General features: G+C 52.4%; 20 protein-coding genes and 1 other annotated feature. Of the genes, 13 read left to right on the forward strand and 7 right to left on the reverse strand.

What is annotated here, in order from left to right:
• The 3 genes from trpD to trpL form a co-directional block, all read right to left on the reverse strand.
• The gene (gene trpD / locus GFC06_RS15025) at positions 1 to 1,596 is read right to left on the reverse strand and encodes a bifunctional anthranilate synthase glutamate amidotransferase component TrpG/anthranilate phosphoribosyltransferase TrpD (RefSeq protein WP_153690312.1); all 1,596 of its coding nucleotides are present in this window, start codon (positions 1,594 to 1,596) and stop codon (positions 1 to 3) included.
• Positions 1,596 to 3,158: an anthranilate synthase component 1 gene (locus GFC06_RS15030; protein ID WP_016156654.1), complete on the reverse strand. Its 1,563-nt coding sequence runs from the start codon at positions 3,156 to 3,158 to the stop codon at positions 1,596 to 1,598. Before GFC06_RS15030 ends, trpD begins: the two co-directional genes overlap by 1 nt.
• Before the next feature lie 23 nt (positions 3,159 to 3,181).
• Positions 3,182 to 3,276: a sequence feature (Trp leader region), on the reverse strand.
• Positions 3,253 to 3,297, reverse strand: coding sequence for a trp operon leader peptide (gene trpL / locus GFC06_RS15035; RefSeq protein ID WP_012905981.1), 45 nt, complete (start codon positions 3,295 to 3,297; stop codon positions 3,253 to 3,255). It overlaps the preceding feature by 24 nt.
• Positions 3,298 to 3,432: 135 nt before the next feature.
• On the opposite strand from trpL, the gene rnm reads away from it, so the two are divergent.
• From rnm to rluB, 3 genes are all read left to right on the forward strand, one after another.
• The gene (rnm, locus tag GFC06_RS15040; RefSeq protein ID WP_029139558.1) at positions 3,433 to 4,311 is read left to right on the forward strand and encodes an RNase RNM; all 879 of its coding nucleotides are present in this window, start codon (positions 3,433 to 3,435) and stop codon (positions 4,309 to 4,311) included.
• Positions 4,308 to 4,928 (forward strand): L-threonylcarbamoyladenylate synthase, encoded by a 621-nt coding sequence (locus tag GFC06_RS15045; RefSeq protein ID WP_016153256.1) that lies wholly within the window; start codon positions 4,308 to 4,310, stop codon positions 4,926 to 4,928. The genes rnm and GFC06_RS15045 overlap by 4 nt, the downstream gene beginning before the upstream one ends.
• 100 nt (positions 4,929 to 5,028) lie before the next feature.
• The gene (gene rluB, locus GFC06_RS15050) at positions 5,029 to 5,904 is read left to right on the forward strand and encodes a 23S rRNA pseudouridine(2605) synthase RluB (protein ID WP_006684306.1); all 876 of its coding nucleotides are present in this window, start codon (positions 5,029 to 5,031) and stop codon (positions 5,902 to 5,904) included.
• Between the two features lie 83 nt (positions 5,905 to 5,987).
• Here the strand turns inward: rluB and cobO are convergent, their stop codons facing one another.
• Both cobO and GFC06_RS15060 read right to left on the reverse strand, forming a co-directional pair.
• Positions 5,988 to 6,578 carry a cob(I)yrinic acid a,c-diamide adenosyltransferase gene (cobO, locus tag GFC06_RS15055; protein ID WP_153690313.1) on the reverse strand — a complete coding sequence of 197 codons (591 nt, stop codon included), beginning with the start codon at positions 6,576 to 6,578 and terminating at the stop codon, positions 5,988 to 5,990.
• A complete protein-coding gene (locus tag GFC06_RS15060; RefSeq protein WP_016156651.1) occupies positions 6,575 to 7,336 on the reverse strand; it encodes a YciK family oxidoreductase in 762 nt (253 codons plus the stop codon). The genes cobO and GFC06_RS15060 overlap by 4 nt, the downstream gene beginning before the upstream one ends.
• Before the next feature lie 210 nt (positions 7,337 to 7,546).
• Between GFC06_RS15060 and sohB the strand changes: the two genes are divergently transcribed.
• A complete protein-coding gene (gene sohB, locus GFC06_RS15065; protein ID WP_153690314.1) occupies positions 7,547 to 8,593 on the forward strand; it encodes a protease SohB in 1,047 nt (348 codons plus the stop codon).
• A 53-nt stretch (positions 8,594 to 8,646) separates the two neighbouring features.
• Here sohB and GFC06_RS15070 read toward each other — a convergent pair whose 3' ends face one another.
• The gene (locus GFC06_RS15070; protein ID WP_003020616.1) at positions 8,647 to 8,898 is read right to left on the reverse strand and encodes a YciN family protein; all 252 of its coding nucleotides are present in this window, start codon (positions 8,896 to 8,898) and stop codon (positions 8,647 to 8,649) included.
• A 397-nt stretch (positions 8,899 to 9,295) separates the two neighbouring features.
• Here GFC06_RS15070 and topA point away from each other — a divergent pair, with 397 nt between their 5' ends.
• The 6 genes from topA to acnA all read left to right on the forward strand — a co-directional run bounded on the left by topA (position 9,296) and on the right by acnA (position 17,359).
• The gene (gene topA / locus GFC06_RS15075) at positions 9,296 to 11,893 is read left to right on the forward strand and encodes a type I DNA topoisomerase (RefSeq protein ID WP_016153252.1); all 2,598 of its coding nucleotides are present in this window, start codon (positions 9,296 to 9,298) and stop codon (positions 11,891 to 11,893) included.
• Between the two features lie 197 nt (positions 11,894 to 12,090).
• Positions 12,091 to 12,549, forward strand: a complete 459-nt coding sequence (tnpA, locus tag GFC06_RS15080; RefSeq protein WP_131381019.1) for an IS200/IS605 family transposase — start codon at positions 12,091 to 12,093, stop codon at positions 12,547 to 12,549.
• Positions 12,550 to 12,812: 263 nt separating this feature from the next.
• Positions 12,813 to 13,787 carry an HTH-type transcriptional regulator CysB gene (cysB, locus tag GFC06_RS15085; protein ID WP_016153251.1) on the forward strand — a complete coding sequence of 325 codons (975 nt, stop codon included), beginning with the start codon at positions 12,813 to 12,815 and terminating at the stop codon, positions 13,785 to 13,787.
• 314 nt (positions 13,788 to 14,101) lie between these two features.
• Positions 14,102 to 14,242 carry a YmiA family putative membrane protein gene (locus tag GFC06_RS15090; protein WP_213238933.1) on the forward strand — a complete coding sequence of 47 codons (141 nt, stop codon included), beginning with the start codon at positions 14,102 to 14,104 and terminating at the stop codon, positions 14,240 to 14,242.
• A 3-nt stretch (positions 14,243 to 14,245) separates the two neighbouring features.
• Positions 14,246 to 14,416: a hypothetical protein gene (locus GFC06_RS23255; RefSeq protein WP_194831197.1), complete on the forward strand. Its 171-nt coding sequence runs from the start codon at positions 14,246 to 14,248 to the stop codon at positions 14,414 to 14,416.
• A 267-nt stretch (positions 14,417 to 14,683) separates the two neighbouring features.
• Positions 14,684 to 17,359 (forward strand): aconitate hydratase AcnA, encoded by a 2,676-nt coding sequence (gene acnA, locus GFC06_RS15095; protein WP_153690315.1) that lies wholly within the window; start codon positions 14,684 to 14,686, stop codon positions 17,357 to 17,359.
• Positions 17,360 to 17,409: 50 nt separating this feature from the next.
• Here the strand turns inward: acnA and ribA are convergent, their stop codons facing one another.
• The gene (ribA, locus tag GFC06_RS15100; protein ID WP_016153247.1) at positions 17,410 to 18,000 is read right to left on the reverse strand and encodes a GTP cyclohydrolase II; all 591 of its coding nucleotides are present in this window, start codon (positions 17,998 to 18,000) and stop codon (positions 17,410 to 17,412) included.
• Positions 18,001 to 18,202: 202 nt separating this feature from the next.
• On the opposite strand from ribA, the gene pgpB reads away from it, so the two are divergent.
• The 3 genes from pgpB (at position 18,203) to lapB (ending at position 20,601) form a co-directional block, all read left to right on the forward strand.
• Positions 18,203 to 18,967, forward strand: coding sequence for a phosphatidylglycerophosphatase B (gene pgpB / locus GFC06_RS15105; RefSeq protein ID WP_046275276.1), 765 nt, complete (start codon positions 18,203 to 18,205; stop codon positions 18,965 to 18,967).
• Positions 18,968 to 19,116: 149 nt separating this feature from the next.
• The gene (locus GFC06_RS15110; RefSeq protein ID WP_006684318.1) at positions 19,117 to 19,425 is read left to right on the forward strand and encodes a LapA family protein; all 309 of its coding nucleotides are present in this window, start codon (positions 19,117 to 19,119) and stop codon (positions 19,423 to 19,425) included.
• Positions 19,426 to 19,431: 6 nt separating this feature from the next.
• Positions 19,432 to 20,601 (forward strand): lipopolysaccharide assembly protein LapB, encoded by a 1,170-nt coding sequence (lapB, locus tag GFC06_RS15115; RefSeq protein WP_047417273.1) that lies wholly within the window; start codon positions 19,432 to 19,434, stop codon positions 20,599 to 20,601.
• The last annotated feature ends 189 nt before the right edge of the window (positions 20,602 to 20,790 follow it).

Genomic DNA, 20,790 nt, shown 5'->3' on the forward strand with positions numbered 1-20,790 from the left:
TTACCCTCTTGCTGCCAGTGCAGTGACACGGTCATAGGCCGCACCGCTGCGCAGTACATTAATCACGGTTTGCGCATTGGCTTTTAAATCTTCTTCACCGTGCAGGCGCATTAACATGGCGACATTCGCGGCAACAGCAGCTTCATGAGCGGCTTCACCTTTACCTTGTAACAAGCGACTAAGAATGTCACGGTTTTCTTCCGGCGTGCCGCCAGCCAGCTGTTCCTGGTGGTAAGGCGTCAGGCCAAAGTCTTCCGCCGTCAGTTGATAGCTCTTGATTTCGCCATCATGCAACTCTGCCACAATGGTCGGTGCATGCAGGGAAACTTCATCCATGCCTCCGCTGTGCACCACGGCTGCCCGCTGATACCCCAACACGCGCAGCGTTTCGGCAATCGGCAGCACCAGTTCCGGACTGTAAACGCCGATCAGCGCCAGCGGCGGATGTGCCGGGTTAATCAACGGGCCGAGGACGTTAAACAGCGTACGGGTTTTCAACTGTTGGCGTACCGGCATAGCATGGCGAAAACCGGTGTGGTATTTCGGCGCAAACAAGAAACACACACCGAGGTCGTCAAGTGCCTGACGGGATTTATCGGCGTTCATATCCAGATTGATGCCAAAAGCCGCTAACAGATCCGAAGAGCCCGACTTGCTGGAGACGCTGCGGTTGCCGTGTTTGGCGACTTTCAGTCCGCAAGCGGCCGCCACAAAGGCGCTGGCGGTGGAAATATTGATACTGTTGCTGCCGTCACCACCGGTACCGACAATATCGGCAAACAGATAATCAGGTCGCGGGAACGGGGCGGCGTTTTCCAGCAGCGCGGTTGCCGCACCGGCAATTTCATTCGGGTGCTCGCCGCGAATTTTCATGCTCACCAGCGCCGCAGCCAGTTGTTCCGGCTTCAGTTCACCGCGTACCACGGCGGAGAACAGCTGGTGGCTTTCCTGCTGAGACAGCGTCTGGGCCTGATACAGTTTCTCCAGAATAGGTTGCAGGGTATTGGTCTGTTCGAGTTTCAGTTGCGCCCAGGCCAGCGTTTGCTCCAGCAGACGTGCGCCCTGGGTGGTCAGAATGGATTCTGGATGGAACTGGAAGCCACATACGCGATCGGTATCGTGACGTACCGCCATCACCATGCCGTTAAAGTGGGCGTTGATGGTCAATCCGGCTGGAACGTTGCTGCCAACCAGCGAGTGATAGCGCGCCACCGGCAGCGGATTTGCCAGACCGGCGAACATTGCCTGACCGTCGTGTTCAATGCTGGACGCTTTGCCGTGCAGGATTTCCCCAGCCTGTCCCACGTATCCACCATAGGCCTCGACAATGGCCTGATGCCCCAGACAAATGCCGATGATTGGCAGCTTGCCGCGCAGGCGGGTTAACAGCTCCGGCATGCAGCCCGCTTCGCTTGGCGCACCTGGACCTGGAGAGAGCATCAGCACCGGATTTTTCATGGTCGCTAAGCGGTCTATTAATGTCTGGGCCGGAATATGGTTGCGGTAAATCACCACGTTATGACCGTTAGTACGCAGCTGATCTGCTAGGTTATAGGTAAAAGAGTCGATATTATCGAGCAGCAGAATGTCAGCCATTAGAAGGTCTCCTGTGCGTGGTGTGCGGTGGCGATAGCACGCAGAACCGCACGCGCTTTATTACGGGTTTCATCGGCTTCTGACTGCCCAACGGAATCCAGAACAATTCCGGCACCAGCCTGTACGGTGGCAATACCGTCTTCCACGAGGGCGGAACGAATCACAATACAGGTATCCAGATCGCCATGGGCCGTGAAGTAACCTACTGCGCCGCCATAGCTGCCGCGACGACGGCCCTCGGCCTCGGCGATAAGCTGCATGGCGCGAACTTTCGGCGCTCCGCTTAGCGTACCCATGTTCATACAGGCGCGGTAAGCATGCAGAACATCCAGATCGCTACGCAGCTCGCCGACTACGCGGGAAACCAGGTGCATAACGAAGGAATAACGATCCACTTTGGTGAGGTCAGCAACGTAGCGGCTGCCGGGCGTACAGATGCGCGCCAGGTCGTTACGCGCCAGGTCTACCAGCATCAGGTGCTCGGAAAGCTCTTTATGATCGGTACGCATCTCCAGCTCAATACGGCTGTCGAGATCGCGATCCAGTGAACCGTCCGCACGACGACCGCGTGGGCGGGTCCCGGCAATCGGGTAGATTTCAATCTGCCGGCTGGTGGCATCGTATTTCAGCGAGCTTTCCGGAGAGGCGCCGAACAGGGTGAAATCGTTGTCCTGCATAAAAAACATGTACGGGCTGGGGTTACTTTTCTTCAGCACATAGTAGGCCGCCAGCGGTGACGGGCAGGGCAGCGAGAAACGACGGGATGGAACCACCTGGAAAATTTCGCCAGCGCGAATGGCTTTTTGCATACCACGAACCACGGCGGCAAACTCTTCATCGCTCTGATTGCATTCGCAGCGCATGTGCGGAACTTCAGTGACGGGCAGCGGCGGCGCAGGTTCGGTAAGCTGCTGGCTCAGTTGCGCCAGACGGGCATTAAGACGCTGTTTTTCTGCATCGCTGGGGGTAAATATGCTGGCCTGAATGCGGGTGCTTTTCTTCTGATGGTCGATGACCATGAGCGTTTCTGCCAGATAGAAGCAGTAGTCAGGGCAACGGTTGCCCGCTTCAAGCTGAGGTAAATCTTCAAAACCGGCAACCAGGTCGTAGGAAAACAGACCGCCGAAGAACATCGCTTCACGTTCTTGCGCAGGAACATTAACCAGCTCCTGCAATAAACGGAAGGCATCAAATACGGACAGGGAACATAAGCGGGCATCTTCATCCAGCAGCGGGCTAACGGCAGGGAATCGCAGATGGCGACCATTCGGTTGTTGTTTGTTCTCAACACCCGCTGGCAGGGCAGCATCCAGCAGCGGCAGCAGCGATGCGCCGTTAGCGGATAATGCCTGAATGGTGACAGTGTCACCGATGGCGGTAATGCGTAATGCACTGTCGACCAGCAGCAAGCTCTTCAGATCGTCTTTGCTGTCGATATCGGCAGATTCCAGCAGCAGCGTTGCCGGACGTGCGCCACACACCTGATGAAACAGCGCCGTCGGATTTTCACGGTAGGCGGCATCGCAGGCAAGCAGTTCGAGTGTCGGTTTTTGTGTTTGCATCGTTATTCTCATTAATTTTGTTCAAAAAAAAGCCCGCTCATTTGGCGGGCCGGGTATCTGGTTGCATATTGCAGACGTAAGACACTGCCCGAAATCAGGAAGTGCGCCACCAACCGTGCAGAACAAATGTTGCTTTCATCTCAGATACCTTCTTCATGTGAACTTGCGTACTAGTTAACTAGTTCAATGGAATAAAGTCAACACCTGATTTCAGTATATTTGTCTAAACCGCTATGATGAGCGTGTTAAGACATTTAGTGAAACGGGAGCCGCATTGAGCGACACGAATTACGCAGTGATTTATGACCTGCACAGTCATACTACAGCCTCCGATGGGCGATTAACGCCAGAAGCCTTAGTACACCGTGCGGTAGAGATGCGAGTCGGTACACTGGCGATCACCGATCATGACACCACGGCGGGTATTGCGGCGGCAAGAGAAGAAATTTCACGTGCGGGTTTAGCGTTAAATTTGATCCCTGGCGTCGAGATATCAACAGTCTGGGAAAACCATGAGATCCATATCGTGGGTCTGAACATTGATATCGCCCATCCAATGATGTGCGAATTTCTGGCGCAGCAAACGGAACGTCGTCAGCAGCGCGCGCGCCTGATTGCTGAACGACTCGACAAAGCGCATATTCCCGGCGCGTGGGAAGGGGCATTACGCCTGGCTGATGGCGGGGCGATCACTCGGGGGCATTTCGCGCGTTTCCTGGTGGAGTGCGGAAAAGCCACAACCATGGCGGATGTCTTTAAAAAATATCTTGCTCGTGGGAAAACCGGTTACGTTCCGCCACAGTGGTGTACAATAGAACAAGCTATTGATGTCATTCATCATTCTGGCGGTAAGGCAGTTCTGGCTCATCCTGGGCGGTACGATCTTAGCGCTAAGTGGCTGAAAAGACTGGTTGCGCATTTTGCTGAACATCACGGCGACGCGATGGAAGTGGCACAGTGCCAGCAGTCTCCCAATGAACGCACCCATCTGGCGACGCTTGCGCGTCAGCATCAACTGTGGGCATCGCAAGGGTCTGATTTTCATCTACCCTGCCCATGGATTGAGCTGGGTCGTAAACTCTGGTTGCCCGCAGGCGTAGAAGGCGTCTGGCAACTTTGGGAACAGCCCGAGACCACAGAGAGGAAAGTATGAGCCAGTTTTTTTATATTCATCCCGAAAACCCACAGCAGCGCCTGATCAATCAGGCCGTTGAAATCGTGCGTAAAGGAGGGGTGATCGTCTATCCAACTGATTCCGGCTATGCGTTGGGTTGCAAAATTGAAGATAAAGGCGCAATGGAGCGCATTTGTCGCATCCGTCACCTGCCGGACGGGCACAACTTTACGCTGATGTGTCGTGACCTGTCCGAACTGTCGACCTATTCGTTTGTCGACAACGTGGCTTTCCGTTTAATTAAAAACAACACGCCGGGTAACTACACGTTCATCCTGAAGGGGACGAAAGAAGTACCACGCCGACTGTTGCAGGAAAAACGTAAGACCATCGGCTTGCGTGTACCCTCGAATCCGATTGCGCTGGCGCTGCTGGAAGCGCTGGGCGAGCCTATGCTCTCTACATCACTGATGCTGCCGGGCAGCGAATTTACCGAGTCAGATCCGGAAGAAATCAAAGATCGTCTGGAGAAAGTGGTGGATTTGATTATCCACGGTGGATATCTCGGCCAGCAGCCAACCACGGTTATCGATTTAACCGATGATTCCCCGGTGGTATTGCGCGAAGGCGTCGGCGACGTTAAACCTTTCTTATAAGGGCGCGAACCGCTATACTACGCGGCCTTAAAATGGCGCTGACTGGCGCCGTTGATTCTCCTGTTCGACGCCTGTGAAGGCGACATCTAAAGGAAGCTCTATGAGCGAAAAGTTACAAAAAGTGCTGGCGCGCGCTGGCCACGGTTCTCGCCGTGAAATTGAATCCATAATTGCCGCGGGTCGCGTGAGCGTTGATGGCAAAATTGCCACGCTCGGCGATCGCGTTGAAGTTACGCCGGGTCTGAAAATCCGTATCGACGGTCATCTGATTTCGGTGAAAGAATCTGCGGAGCAAATCTGCCGTGTTCTGGCTTATTACAAGCCAGAAGGTGAACTGTGTACCCGTAACGACCCGGAAGGTCGTCCGACCGTGTTTGATCGTCTGCCAAAACTGCGCGATGCGCGCTGGATTGCCGTGGGACGTCTGGACGTGAATACCTGTGGTTTACTGCTGTTTACCACCGATGGCGAACTGGCGAACCGTCTGATGCACCCAAGCCGCGAAGTTGAACGTGAATATGCGGTGCGTGTGTTTGGTCAGGTTGATGACGCAAAACTGCGCGATCTGAGTCGTGGCGTGCAGCTGGAAGATGGTCCGGCCGCATTTAAAACGATCAAGTTCAGCGGCGGTGAAGGGATCAACCAGTGGTATAACGTCACGTTGACCGAAGGGCGTAACCGTGAAGTCCGTCGCCTGTGGGAAGCCGTGGGCGTGCAGGTAAGTCGTCTTATCCGTGTACGTTACGGTGATATCCCACTGCCGAAGGGCCTGCCGCGTGGCGGCTGGACGGAACTTGACCTCGCGCAGACCAACTATTTGCGTGAACTGGTGGAACTGAAGCCGGAAACCACCTCTAAAGTTGCCGTCGAGAAAGATCGTCGCCGTATGAAGGCAAACCAGATCCGCCGTGCGGTGAAGCGCCACTCTCAGGTTGGCGGCAGCCGTCGTCCGGGCGGTCGCAGCAACAACGGTTAATCATGAGTAGGCCTGATAAGCAACGCGCCATCAGGCGTTAGCGTGGAGCCGGATGCGGCGTAAGCGCCTTATCCGGCCTACTGTCAGTAATCGATCCCCATCTGGGCTTTCACGCCCGCTTCAAAGGCGTGCTTAACCGGCCGCAGTTCGCTAACCGTATCCGCTAACTCCAGAATATCGCGATGACATCCACGACCGGTGATAATGACCGTTTGATGGGCAGGGCGCGCGTTTAGGGCATTGATGACCTCGTCGAGCGGCAGATAGTCGTATGCAACCATGTAGGTCAGCTCGTCCAGTATCACCATATCCATCTCAGCGTCGGCCAGCATCCGCTTGCCGTGTTCCCATACGGCCATGCAGGCTGCGGTGTCGGACTCGCGGTTCTGCGTTTCCCAGGTAAATCCTGTCGCCATGACCTGAAACTCAACGCCGTGGGGTTCGAGTAAGTTACGTTCACCGTTTGGCCACGTCCCCTTAATAAATTGCACTACGCCGACTTTTTTACCGTGGCCTACTGCGCGCGTGGCGGTACCGAACGCGGCGGTGGTTTTACCCTTACCATTTCCGGTGAACACAATAATAATCCCGCGCTCGTCTCTGGCGGCGGCAACACGGGCGTCAACCCGGTCTTTTACGCGCTGCTGGCGCTGCTGATAGCGTTCTTCACTCATTGGGCGATTCCTGGTTTACGGCCCGGCTGGGCATCGAAAGTCATACCGGTTTTACGGCGGCTGTCATCGCCCATCAGCCACAGGTAGAGCGGCATAATATCGGCGGGGGTTTTCAATTTTTGCGGATCTTCCGTCGGGAACGCGCTGGCTCGCATGCCGGTACGCGTTCCACCAGGATTGATACAGTTTACGCGCAGGTGGCGGTTCTGATATTCATCAGCCAGAACCTGCATCATTCCTTCGGTAGCAAATTTGGAGGTGGCGTATGCCCCCCAGTTGGCGCGCCCCTGGCGACCGACGCTGGAGGAGGTAAAGACCAGCGATCCGGCATCTGATTTGAGCAACAACGGCAGCAATGCCTGAGTCAGCATAAAGGTGGCGTTCACGTTTACCTGCATCACGTCCTGCCATACCTGCGGGTTTTGCTCGCTCATCGGGCAAATGTCACCGAGCAATCCGGCATTATGTAGTACGCCATCCAGACGCGGGAAATGCGCGGCAATGCGCTGTGCGAGCTGGTGGCATTCGTCAGACGTACAGGTGAGCAGATCCAGCGTGAACCAGTGTGGTTGCGTACCTTTTTCTTCGGCGATGGAGCGGGCAACCTGACGCAGTTTTTCTTCGTTACGCCCTAACAGAATCACGGTCGCGCCGTAACGCGCGTAGGTCTGTGCGGCTTCACGCCCGATACCATCGCTGGCACCGGTGACCAGAATAATGCGGTCCTGTAGAAGATCTTGTTTCGGTTGATAATGCACGGCTACTCCTCGGCGACGTCCTGGCCATCTCGTTCGCGATAACTTTTGGGCTTTATGCCTTAAACCCTGTTCTTTTTCAATCAGCCAAAGGCAATAACACCGCAAAATGAACGCGTTGTCATGCTTTTTACTGAATGGATGAAGCAAGACGGGTTAACAAGGCTGTTGTACACTGAGCGAAAGTAGCGTTGTTTAACCAAGGTGGGTCACGTGGAATTGTTGTCTGAATATGGGTTGTTTTTGGCAAAAATTGTCACTGTCGTGGTGGCTATTGCGGTGGTAGTTATGCTGATCGTAAACGCGACACAACGCAAACGTCAGCGTGGGGAATTGCGGGTTATTAATCTCAGCGAACAATATAAAGAGATGAAAGAAGACCTGTCGCTGGCTTTATTGGATGGGCATCAGCAAAAATTCTGGCATAAGGCGCAGAAAAAGAAACACAAACTTGAGGCGAAGGCCGCTAAGGCAAAAGCGAAACTGGGAGACAGTACGTCATCTGATAAACCACGGGTATGGGTACTTGATTTTAAAGGCAGTATGGATGCCCATGAGGTCAGCGCATTACGCGAAGAGGTGACGGCAGTGCTGGCGGTCGTTAAACCCCAGGATCAGGTCGTGGTTCGTCTGGAAAGTCCGGGCGGCGTAGTACACGGCTATGGCCTGGCCGCGTCCCAGTTACAACGTCTGCGCGATAAGCAGATCCCGCTGACCGTTACGGTAGATAAAGTCGCTGCGAGCGGCGGATATATGATGGCTTGCGTGGCGGATAAAATTGTCTCGGCGCCGTTTGCTATTGTCGGCTCTATTGGCGTTGTGGCACAGATCCCGAACTTTCACCGCTTCCTGAAAGGGAAAGATATTGATATCGAACTGCACACCGCCGGACAGTATAAGCGTACGCTGACCTTACTTGGTGAAAACACGGAAGAAGGGCGGCAGAAATTCCGCGAAGACCTGAACGAAACCCATCATCTGTTTAAAGATTTTGTACAGCGCATGCGTCCGACTCTGGACATTGAGCAGGTTGCCACGGGTGAACACTGGTTTGGTCAACAGGCGCTGGCCAACGGGCTGGTGGATGAGATCAATACCAGTGATGAGGTGATCCTCGGACTGATGGACGGTCGTGACGTATTAAACGTACGTTATCTGCAGCGTAAAAAACTGATGGACCGTTTTACCGGCAGTGCCGCCGAGAGCGCCGATCGTTTACTGATGCGTTGGTGGCAGCGAGGACAAAAACCGCTGATGTAAAATTTTAATTGCCGGATGAGGCGCAGCCGTCATCCGGCAAATCATTTCTCGTGTTAATCGATCAAGTGATACTTTTCAGAAAGTACGTGCGCCAGATGTTTAAACATATTAAACACCGCCGTACTTTTGGGCGTCGGTAGCCCTTGCTCGTCTAAAAAGTAATCTCCGCTGAAAACCAGCACGCCATTTCGCTGCGTTACGCCGGTGGCGACAATCCCCGCCAGCGTGTCCTCATGCTCACGAATGATTTTGTTGGCTTCAATCAGCAGTGTTTCGCGATCGATGGGTTGAGTGTCTTTATGCATTATTTACTCCTTAAACAAGGACATTAGTCTACGCCGAGCCCGGCTTATGGGCAAATATTCCCTGACTTAAATGAAGGTCTTACGACAGTGTTGCAAGTGGCGAGATTTGTTTTTGCATGCTAATAAAGTTGCGTAACGCATTTTATCAGGTACAGTGTGACGCTTTCGTCAATCTGGCAACAGATTTGCTTGACATTCGACCAATACTCCGTCGTGCTATAGCGTTTGTGAGCGAAAAAGCCTGTTAACTCAGTTACATGAGAGTTACATTACAAGCGCGAATTAGTTTAAGGGTTGATATCCGCCGACGCAGAGACCATATCGATGTCTCGTCGCCAGTGGAAGGTGAATCAACGTGCGACGCATTCTGGAAGAATCAAATTAGGTAAAGGTGAATATGGGTAAAGCTCTTGTCATCGTTGAGTCCCCGGCAAAAGCCAAAACGATCAACAAGTATCTGGGTAATGACTACGTGGTGAAATCCAGCGTCGGTCATATCCGTGATTTGCCGACCAGTGGCTCAGCAACTAAAAAGAGCGCCGACTCAACCTCCACCAAAACGGCTAAAAAGCCCAAAAAGGATGAACGTGGCGCTCTCGTCAATCGTATGGGTGTTGACCCGTGGCACAACTGGGATGCGCGCTATGAAGTGCTGCCCGGTAAAGAAAAAGTTGTTTCTGAACTGAAGCAACTGGCTGAAAAAGCCGACCACATCTATCTCGCAACCGACCTTGACCGCGAAGGGGAAGCCATTGCGTGGCACCTGCGGGAAGTGATCGGTGGCGACGACACCCGCTACAGTCGCGTGGTGTTTAACGAAATTACCAAAAACGCTATTCGTCAGGCGTTTGAAAAACCGGGCGAACTGAACATCGACCGCGTCAATGCGCAACAGGCGCGCCGCTTTATGGACCGTGTTGTGGGCTATATGGTGTCGCCGCTGCTGTGGAAAAAAATTGCGCGAGGCCTGTCAGCAGGCCGCGTACAGTCGGTTGCCGTGCGTCTGGTGGTTGAGCGTGAACGCGAAATCAAAGCATTCGTTCCTGAAGAGTTCTGGGAAATTGATGCTAACACGACCACGCCAGGCGGTGACGCGTTACCGCTTGAGGTGACGCATCAGAATGATAAACCGTTCCGTCCGGTCAACCGGGAACAAACGCTTGCCGCCGTTAGCCTGTTGGAAAAAGCGCGCTACAGCGTTCTGGAACGCGAAGATAAGCCGACCAGCAGCAAGCCGGGCGCGCCGTTCATCACCTCCACGCTACAGCAGGCCGCCAGCACGCGTCTGGGCTTCGGCGTGAAGAAAACCATGATGATGGCGCAGCGCTTGTATGAAGCGGGCTACATCACTTATATGCGTACTGACTCAACCAACCTGAGCCAGGATGCGGTGAACATGGTTCGCGATTACATCAGCGATAATTTCGGCAAAAAGTATCTGCCGGAGAGCGCGAACCAGTACGCCAGCAAAGAGAACTCGCAGGAAGCGCACGAAGCTATCCGTCCTTCCGATGTCGCCGTTCAGGCGGAATCGCTGAAAGATATGGAAGCCGATGCGCAAAAACTGTATCAGCTGATCTGGCGCCAGTTTGTTGCCTGTCAGATGACGCCTGCTAAATATGATTCCACCACGCTGACGGTGGGCGCGGGTGATTTCCGTCTGAAGGCGCGTGGTCGTATTCTGCGCTTCGATGGCTGGACGAAAGTGATGCCTGCGCTGCGTAAGGGCGATGAAGACCGCATTTTACCTGCGGTGGATAAAGGCGATACGTTGACGCTCATTGAACTGACACCTGCGCAACACTTTACCAAACCGCCTGCGCGATTCAGTGAAGCTTCGCTGGTGAAAGAGCTTGAAAAACGTGGTATTGGTCGCCCATCCACGTACGCGTCGATCATTTCTACGATTCAGGATCGCGGTTATGTTCGCGTTGAGAACCGTCGCTTCTACGCTGAAAAAATGGGTGAAATCGTCACCGATCGTCTGGAAGAAAACTTCCGCGAACTGATGAACTACGACTTTACCGCGCAGATGGAAGACAGTCTCGACCAGGTGGCAAATCACGAAGCCGAATGGAAGGGCGTACTCGACAACTTCTTCACTGATTTTACTCAGCAACTGGATAAAGCCGAGAAAGATCCTGAAGAGGGCGGTATGCGTCCGAACCAGATGGTGCTGACCAGCATTGATTGCCCAACCTGCGGACGCAAGATGGGTATTCGTACCGCCAGCACTGGCGTTTTCCTGGGTTGTTCTGGCTATGCGCTTTCCCCGAAAGAGCGTTGCAAAACCACCATTAACCTGGTGCCGGAAAATGAAGTGCTGAACGTGCTGGAAGGCGACGATGCGGAAACCAACGCTTTGCGCGCCAAACGTCGCTGCCAGAAGTGCGGCACGGCGATGGACAGCTACCTTATCGATCCTAAGCGCAAGCTGCATGTATGCGGTAATAACCCTACCTGCGACGGCTATGAGATCGAAGAAGGCGAATTCCGCATCAAGGGTTATGACGGTCCTATCGTTGAGTGCGAGAAATGTGGCTCTGAAATGCACCTGAAAATGGGACGTTTCGGCAAGTACATGGCGTGTACCAACGACGAGTGCAAAAATACCCGTAAGATCCTGCGTAACGGTGAAGTTGCTCCACCGAAAGAGGATCCGGTTCCGTTGCCAGAACTGCCGTGTGAAAAATCTGATGCGTATTTCGTGTTACGTGATGGTGCTGCAGGTATCTTCCTGGCGGCAAATACGTTCCCGAAATCACGTGAGACACGTGCGCCGCTGGTTGAAGAGTTGTACCGCTTCCGCGATCGTCTGCCGGAAAAACTGCGCTATCTGGCAGATGCGCCGCAGACTGACCCGGACGGCAACAAGTCCATGGTTCGTTTCAGCCGTAAAACCAAGCAGCAATACGTTGCTGCGGAGAAAGACGGTAAGGCGACCGGCTGGTCCGCGTTCTTCGTTGACGGTAAATGGGTAGAAGGGAAGAAATAACAGCATTCCGGCTGAATTTCTCCTCAAAGGGTCGCGTAAGCGGCCCTTTTTGTTGTGCACAGAAAACCCCCAGCTAGGCTGGGGGTTCCGGAAAGCTTTCAGCTTTGGGCCAGTTATTAAAACCCCTTTTGATTTGTTAAAACACATTGCGGTCTGGCAACTGCAAATGTTTAACAAGAAATCAAAAGGGGGTCCCAATGGGGGACGAAAAGAGCTTAGCGCACACCCGATGGAACTGTAAATATCACATAGTTTTTGCGCCCAAATACCGAAGACAAGCATTCTACGGGGAGAAACGCAGGGCGATAGGCAGCATTTTAAGAAAGCTGTGTGAGTGGAAAAACGTGCGGATCCTGGAAGCGGAATGCTGTGCGGATCATATCCATATGCTTGTGGAAATCCCACCCAAAATGAGCGTATCCGGCTTTATGGGGTATCTGAAAGGGAAAAGCAGTCTGATGCTGTATGAACAGTTTGGGGATATGAAATTCAAGTACAGGAATAGAGAGTTCTGGTGCCGGGGATACTACGTAGATACGGTGGGTAAGAACACGGTGAAGATACAGGAATACATAAAGCACCAGCTTGCAGAAGATAAAATGGGTGAGCAGTTATCGATCGCTTATCCGGGTAGCCCGTTTACGGGCCGTAAGTAACGAAGTCTGATGCAAATGTCAGATCGTATGCGCCTGTTAGGGCGCGGCTGGTAACAGAGCCTTATAGGCGCATCCGAAAAACCTCCGGCTATGCCGGAGGATATTTATTTCTGGCGTATTATTTTTTGTCATCCCTATACAGCTCACATAGAAATGATATAGTGGTTATAGTTAACACACTTTTTATTATTAAATCGTATTAGCAGCGCCAACGAGCCTGCTCTGAAACGATGATTTGATGGCGCAAATCGGGATGGCTTAACATGAAATTACAGCAGCTTCGCTACATTGTTGAGGTGGTGAACCACAACCTTAATGTCTCCTCAACGGCGGAAGGGCTTTATACCTCGCAGCCAGGTATCAGTAAGCAAGTTCGTATGCTGGAAGATGAACTTGGCATCCAGATTTTTGCCCGTAGCGGTAAGCACCTGACCCAGGTTACGCCAGCGGGGCAGGAAGTCATTCGAATCGCGCGAGAAGTTTTGTCGAAGGTGGACGCCATTAAGTCCGTTGCTGGCGAACATACCTGGCCGGACAAAGGCTCACTGTATATCGCCACCACGCACACTCAGGCGCGTTACGCTTTGCCGAACGTCATTAAAGGCTTTATTGAGCGTTATCCTCGCGTCTCATTGCATATGCACCAGGGGTCGCCGACGCAAATCGCCGAAGCCGTCTCGAAAGGGAATGCAGATTTTGCTATCGCGACCGAAGCCCTGCACCTGTATGACGATCTGGTGATGCTGCCTTGCTACCACTGGAACCGTTCGATTGTCGTTACGCCAGACCATCCGTTGGCGGGCAAATCCGCCGTATCCATTGAAGAACTGGCGCAGTATCCGCTGGTGACCTACACGTTTGGATTTACCGGACGTTCGGAACTGGACACCGCGTTCAACCGTGCGGGGCTTGAGCCGCGTATAGTTTTTACCGCGACCGATGCCGATGTCATTAAGACCTATGTACGCCTGGGCCTCGGCGTGGGGGTAATTGCCAGTATGGCGGTTGATCCTGTCTCCGACCCTGACCTGGTGCGCGTTGATGCCCATGATATCTTCAGCCATAGCACCACCAAGATTGGTTTTCGTCGCAGCACTTTTTTACGCAGTTACATGTATGATTTTATTCAACGTTTCGCGCCGCATCTGACGCGTGATGTGGTGGATACGGCGGTGGCGCTACGTTCCAACGACGATATTGAAGCCATGTTTAAAGATATTAAATTGCCCGAGAAATAATAACGGCTGTTACCTCGTCGGTATCCTCAAACATAAAGCGATACCGACGGCAGAGTCTGAATCTATTCAATATTTTTCCTCTATATATTAACCATATATTGTTTATGGTAAACACTTGCTAAAGTAGTTTCAAATTAGTAAGGTCGCCAAAAATCCCTCTCAAATATTTATAACCGATCAAATAATTAATTTATTTATCAGGTCGAGTATGAAAATTAACTGGCTTTTTTTGACCTTTTTTATTAGGATTCCTCCTATCTGATGATTAATTGTACCGATTGTTTGGTGCTTAAATGATAAGTGATTTCGATAGTATGAGGTTAGCGATGCCTTCAGGAAACCAGCCAGCACGCCGGGATCCCGTCATGAAACGTAAAGCCTGGTTCGCTGTGTTTCTTGGTTCTGCCGTGTTCTGGATTATTGTCGCGCTCGTGGCCTGGAATGTGTGGGGGTAGGTCATGTCCACACTGGAACAACGCTCCACCGTGATGCCATCTCCGGATGACCCTGAACAAGAGAGTCAACGCAGCGCAGAGAATAAGCCGAATATTCCAGCGACCTGGAAACTCTCTCCTGAACAACAGGCGTTTATCGATCTGTTTGCGGATGATGATGAACAGAAACAATAATTGATACGAATTTTATAATTATTATTAGTCCGTTGTCTTGTACTGCAAATATTTTATTCCGGGCAATCGTGATGAGCCATGCTTATCACCGTATTAACCTTGACCGCTTAAACCTTTCTCCTCGCCAGATACTTCAGTTGCCCCTTTTGTAGCCCTCCACTTTTATCAATTTGAGTTGTTATCAAAGCGTTACATTTTGTTTGTGTTATCTTTAATACTAACCCTGAGGAAAATCAGGGGATCCAACCCTGTCATTAAGGAGGAGCTATGTCGTCGACCCTACGAGAAGCCAGTAAGGACACATTGCAGGTTAAAGATAAAACCTACCGTTACTACAGTCTGCCGCTGGCCGCTAAATCACTGGGTGATATCACCCGTTTACCGAAATCGCTAAAAGTTTTGCTGGAAAACCTGCTTCGCTGGCAGGACGGTAATTCCGTTACCGAAGATGATATTCATGCGCTTGCGCATTGGCTGAAGACCGCTCATGCCGATCGAGAAATTGCCTATCGACCTGCTCGTGTTCTGATGCAGGATTTTACCGGCGTGCCGGCGGTGGTCGATCTCGCCGCCATGCGCGAAGCGGTGAAACGTCTGGGTGGGGATACGGCAAAAGTGAATCCGCTTTCGCCAGTGGATCTTGTCATTGACCACTCGGTAACGGTGGATCGTTTCGGTGATGATGATGCTTTCGAAGAAAACGTGCGCCTGGAAATGGAACGTAACCATGAACGTTATGTGTTCCTGAAATGGGGACAGCAGGCATTTAGTCGCTTCAGCGTTGTACCGCCGGGTACGGGGATTTGCCACCAGGTTAACCTTGAATATCTTGGCAAAGCAGTCTGGAGCGAGTTACAGGACGGTGAGTGGGTGGCTTATCCCGATACACTGGTCGGTACCGATTCCCATACCACGATGATTAATGGTCTCGGTGTGCTGGGCTGGGGCGTTGGAGGCATTGAAGCTGAAGCGGCAATGCTGGGTCAAGCGGTCTCAATGCTGATCCCGGATGTTGTGGGCTTTAAACTGGTGGGTAAACTGCGGGAAGGCATCACCGCCACCGACCTGGTTCTGACCGTCACCCAGATGCTGCGTAAGCACGGTGTAGTCGGTAAATTCGTTGAATTCTACGGTGATGGGCTGGACACCTTACCTCTGGCCGATCGAGCAACCATTGCGAACATGGCACCGGAATACGGCGCAACCTGCGGTTTCTTCCCGATCGATGACATTACCCTTGAGTATATGCGTCTGAGCGGGCGCAGTGAGGAACAGGTTGAGTTGGTCAATGCCTATGCCAAAGCGCAGGGAATGTGGCGTAACCCAGGGGATGAACCGGTGTTTACCAGTTCGTTGGAGCTGGATATGGGCAGCGTAGAGGCAAGCCTTGCTGGACCGAAGCGTCCGCAGGATCGGGTGGCGCTGGCTGATGTGCCGAAAGCCTTTTCGGCGAGTAATGAACTCGAGGTGAATAGCTCGCTGAAAGACCGTCAGCCAGTGGACTATACCATGAGCGGTCAGCAGTATAAGCTGCCGGACGGCGCGGTGGTGATAGCCGCTATCACCTCTTGTACCAACACCTCAAACCCAAGCGTATTGATGGCGGCGGGGCTGCTGGCGAAAAAAGCCGTAACGCTTGGTTTGAAACGCCAGCCATGGGTGAAAGCCTCGTTGGCGCCAGGATCGAAGGTGGTTTCCGATTATCTGGCAAAGGCTGGGTTCACTCCGTACCTTGATGAGCTGGGATTTAATCTTGTGGGTTATGGCTGTACCACCTGTATTGGCAACTCTGGACCCTTACCCGATCCTATCGAAACAGCCATCAAAAAAGGCGATCTTACGGTTGGGGCAGTGCTTTCTGGAAACCGTAACTTTGAAGGTCGTATCCATCCGCTCGTGAAGACCAACTGGCTGGCGTCTCCGCCGCTGGTGGTGGCCTACGCGCTGGCGGGGAATATGAATATCAATCTGACGAAAGATCCGTTAGGCCATGACAGAAAAGGCGATCCTGTTTATCTGAAAGATATTTGGCCGACAGCCAAGGAAATTGCCCGCGCCGTTGAGCAGGTCTCTACCGCCATGTTCCATAAAGAGTATGCTGAAGTCTTTGAAGGCACGCCAGAATGGAAAGCAATCCAGGTTGATCGCGCTGATACCTATGGCTGGCAGTCTGACTCGACCTATATCCGTTTGTCACCGTTCTTCGATGGTATGCAGGCTACGCCGGATCCGGTTCAGGACATTCACGGTGCGCGTATTCTGGCGATGCTCGGAGATTCTGTTACCACCGACCATATTTCTCCTGCCGGCAGTATTAAGCCAGACAGCCCGGCGGGGCGTTATCTGCAAAGCCATGGCGTTGAGCGTAAAGATTTTAACTCCTACGGTTCACGACGCGGGAATCATGAAGTGATGATGCGTGGTACCTTTGCCAATATTCGTATTCGCAATGAGATGGTACCTGGCGTGGAAGGTGGCATGACGCGTCATTTGCCGGGAACCGAAGTGGTGGCTATTTATGATGCGGCCATGCAATACCAGCAGGAGAACGTGCCTCTGGCGGTGATTGCCGGGAAAGAATATGGATCCGGATCCAGCCGCGACTGGGCGGCGAAAGGCCCACGTTTGCTGGGCGTTCGCGTGGTTATCGCAGAGTCTTTTGAGCGAATTCACCGTTCTAACCTGATTGGCATGGGCATTTTACCGCTGGAGTTCCCGCAGGGCGTCACGCGTAAAACGCTGGGATTAACCGGTGAGGAGGCGATCGATATTACGGACCTACAAAACATTAAACCGGGGGCGACAGTTCCGGTGAGTATGGTCCGCGCAGATGGGCGTAAAGAGGTGATTCTATGCCGCTGTCGCATTGATACCGCGACGGAGCTAACGTATTACCAAAACGACGGCATTCTGCACTACGTGATTCGTAATATGTTGAATTAAAATGCAAAAAAGCCTGCGAGAGCAGGCTTTTTGATAGGCGGTGACAACGATTATTTGCCCAGCAAATGTCCCATCTTGGCGGCTTTGGTGTCCAGATAATGTTCATTTTTTGGATTACGGCCCACGATCAGCGGCACGCGTTCAACAATATTGATTCCCGCTTCGGTCAGGATTTCTACTTTCTTCGGGTTATTGGTCAGCAAACGTACCGCATCCACGCCCAGCAGCTTGAACATATCGGCACACAGCGTGAAATCGCGCTCGTCTGCCGCAAATCCCAACTGATGATTCGCTTCAACGGTATCATAACCCTGGTCCTGCAACGCGTAAGCGCGGATTTTGTTGAGCAGGCCAATGTTGCGTCCTTCCTGACGGTGATAAAGCAGAATACCACGCCCTTCTTCAGCAATGTGGGTGAGGGCCGCTTCAAGCTGGAAACCGCAATCGCAACGCAGGCTAAACAGCGCATCGCCAGTCAGACATTCGGAGTGGACGCGTGCCAGGACAGGTGTTTGGCCTGTGATATCGCCAAAAACCAGTGCGACATGATCGTGTCCGGTTGCCAGTTCTTCAAATCCCACCATCAGGAAATCACCCCAGGGGGTTGGCAGTTTGGCTTCTGCCACACGTTTAAGCTGCATGTAATTCTCCAGATTATGCTGGCACTCGTCGTGCCTTCGCCTGTCGGCTTCTGTTCTGTATTACACTATTTTGCCATAAGGCAACGACGTTCACCTAATCGCGACCACGGATTCGCTTTTGGAATGGCACAAAATTGTCAATTTTCCCGACGTGTGAATTTTTCAGTTATGATTGTGATACTTATCGACGAAAGGAGAGGCAATGCTGTCTATTGCAAAGCGCACCGCAGTGGGTACCGGACTGCTACTTATCATGCCGGTTGCCGTATGGGTATCAGGCTGGAGCTGGCAGCCGGGGCACAATGTCTGGTGGTTAAAGTCCTTGTACTGGGTAACGGAAACGGTGACGCAGCCGTGGGGAATTATCACTCACGTTGCGCTTTGTGCATGGTTTCTGTGGTGCTTGCGTTTTCGACTTAAAGCCGCGGTAATGCTGTTTGCTATTCTGGCAGCGGCGATTTTAGTGGGACAGGGCGTGAAGTCCTGGGTAAAAGACAGGGTGCAAGAACCGCGACCTTTTGTCGTGTGGCTGGAAAAAACGCACCATATTCCGGTTGATGAGTTCTACACTTTAAAACGTAAAGATCGTGGGCATTTAGTCAAAGAACAATTGGCCGAACAGCAGGATATTCCAACGTTTTTACGCAAGCACTGGCAAAAAGAAACGGGGTTTGCCTTTCCGTCCGGACATACGATGTTTGCCGCCAGTTGGGCTTTACTGGGCGTAGGGCTGTTATGGCCGCGCAGACGTACGCTGACGATTGTGTTTTTGCTGATCTGGGCGACCGGCGTGATGGGCAGCCGCTTGCTGTTAGGCATGCACTGGCCCCGTGATTTGGTGGTGGCAACGCTGATTTCGTGGCTGTTGGTGACGCTGGCAACCTGGCTTGCACAGCGGGTATGCGGACCATTAACCCCACCAGTGCAGGAGGAAAAAGAAATCGCGCAGCGAGAACAAGAAAGCTAGCGATGATTGATTTTTCAAATTTTGCCCTTAAATCATAAAGTGGAAAGCGCTTTTCCGTTTCGCACTCGTTGTGAAAATGGTAATTTAAAGGGCTCAACGCGGTAAGTTGGACACGATTTATTCGCTCAAACCACATAACGGGAAGTAATGTGAAATATTTACTCATTTTCTTACTGGTGTTGGCGATTTTTGTTATTTCGGTGACATTGGGTGCGCAAAACGATCAACAGGTTACGTTTAATTACCTGCTGGCTCAGGGTGAGTATCGTATCTCTACGCTGCTTGCTGTATTGTTTGCCGCAGGGTTTGCGATTGGTTGGCTAATTTGCGGCCTTTTCTGGCTGAAGGTTCGTGTGTCTCTTGCGCGCGCCGAACGTAAAATCAAACGACTGGAAAACCAGCTTGCGCCTGCGACCGACGTTGCGGTATCTGCCGATTCGTCGGTTGTGAAGGAATAATTATTTATGTTGGAGTTGTTGTTTCTGCTTTTACCTGTAGCCGCTGCCTATGGGTGGTATATGGGTCGCAGAAGTGCGCAACAAACCAAGCAGGATGAAGCTAACCGTCTTTCTCGTGACTATGTCGCCGGGGTTAACTTCCTCCTGAGCAATCAACAAGATAAAGCGGTGGATCTGTTCCTTGATATGCTAAAAGAGGACACAGGCACCGTTGAGGCTCATCTCACCCTCGGAAACCTGTTCCGCTCTCGCGGTGAAGTCGATCGCGCAATCCGCATCCATCAAACGTTAATGGAAAGTGCCTCGCTGACCTACGAGCAGCGTTTGCTGGCCGTGCAACAACTGGGGCGCGACTACATGGCCGCGGGACTGTACGACCGCGCGGAAGACATGTTCAATCAGCTTACCGATGAAACTGATTTTCGGGTTGGCGCATTACAGCAACTGTTGCAAATTTATCAGGCCACCAGCGAATGGCAAAAAGCCATTGATGTAGCAGAGCGTCTGGTAAAACTCGGCAAAGACAAACAGCGTAATGAGATAGCCCACTTCTACTGCGAACTGGCCTTACAGCAAATGGGTAGCGACGATATGGATCGCGCCATGACGCTGTTGAAAAAAGGCGCCGCGGCAGATAAAAACAGTGCACGGGTATCCATCATGATGGGTCGCGTGTACATGGAAAAAGGTGATTACGCGAAGGCGGTTGAAAGCCTGCAACGGGTCATTTCCCAGGATAAAGAGCTGGTCAGCGAAACGCTGGAAATGCTGCAAAGCTGCTACCAGCATCTGGGGAAAAACGATGAGTGGGCGGAGTTTTTACGTCGGGCCGTTGAGGAAAATACAGGTGCCGCCGCCGAACTGATGCTGGCGGATATTCTTGAGGCGCGTGAGGGGGCTGATACCGCTCAGGTCTATATCACTCGTCAGCTGCAACGTCATCCTACGATGCGCGTGTTCCACAAGCTGATGGATTATCATCTCCACGAAGCAGAAGAAGGGCGTGCCAAAGAGAGCCTGATGGTTCTGCGCGATATGGTCGGAGAGCAGGTACGTAGTAAACCGCGTTACAGCTGCCAGAAGTGCGGTTTTACGGCGTATACGCTGTACTGGCACTGTCCATCCTGCCGTTCATGGTCAACCATTAAGCCCATTCGCGGACTTGATGGGCTGTAATTTTTAAAAAAACCTCATTTTAGTTACAACATACTGTTGGTGTGTAATCGATCCATCCACAACCTCCGCTGCCGGTTCGCCTGGCAGAAATGTAATCGCGCCTGTTAATTTTCTATTACCGCAGGTAGAATGCACGCCGTTTACCCATTTCGCGCCGCCGTGGGCGCCCATCCTCAAGAAGGTCTGGTC

The sequence above is a fragment of the Citrobacter braakii genome (assembly GCF_009648935.1).
In the GTDB taxonomy this organism is placed as follows: Bacteria; Pseudomonadota; Gammaproteobacteria; order Enterobacterales; family Enterobacteriaceae; genus Citrobacter; species Citrobacter braakii.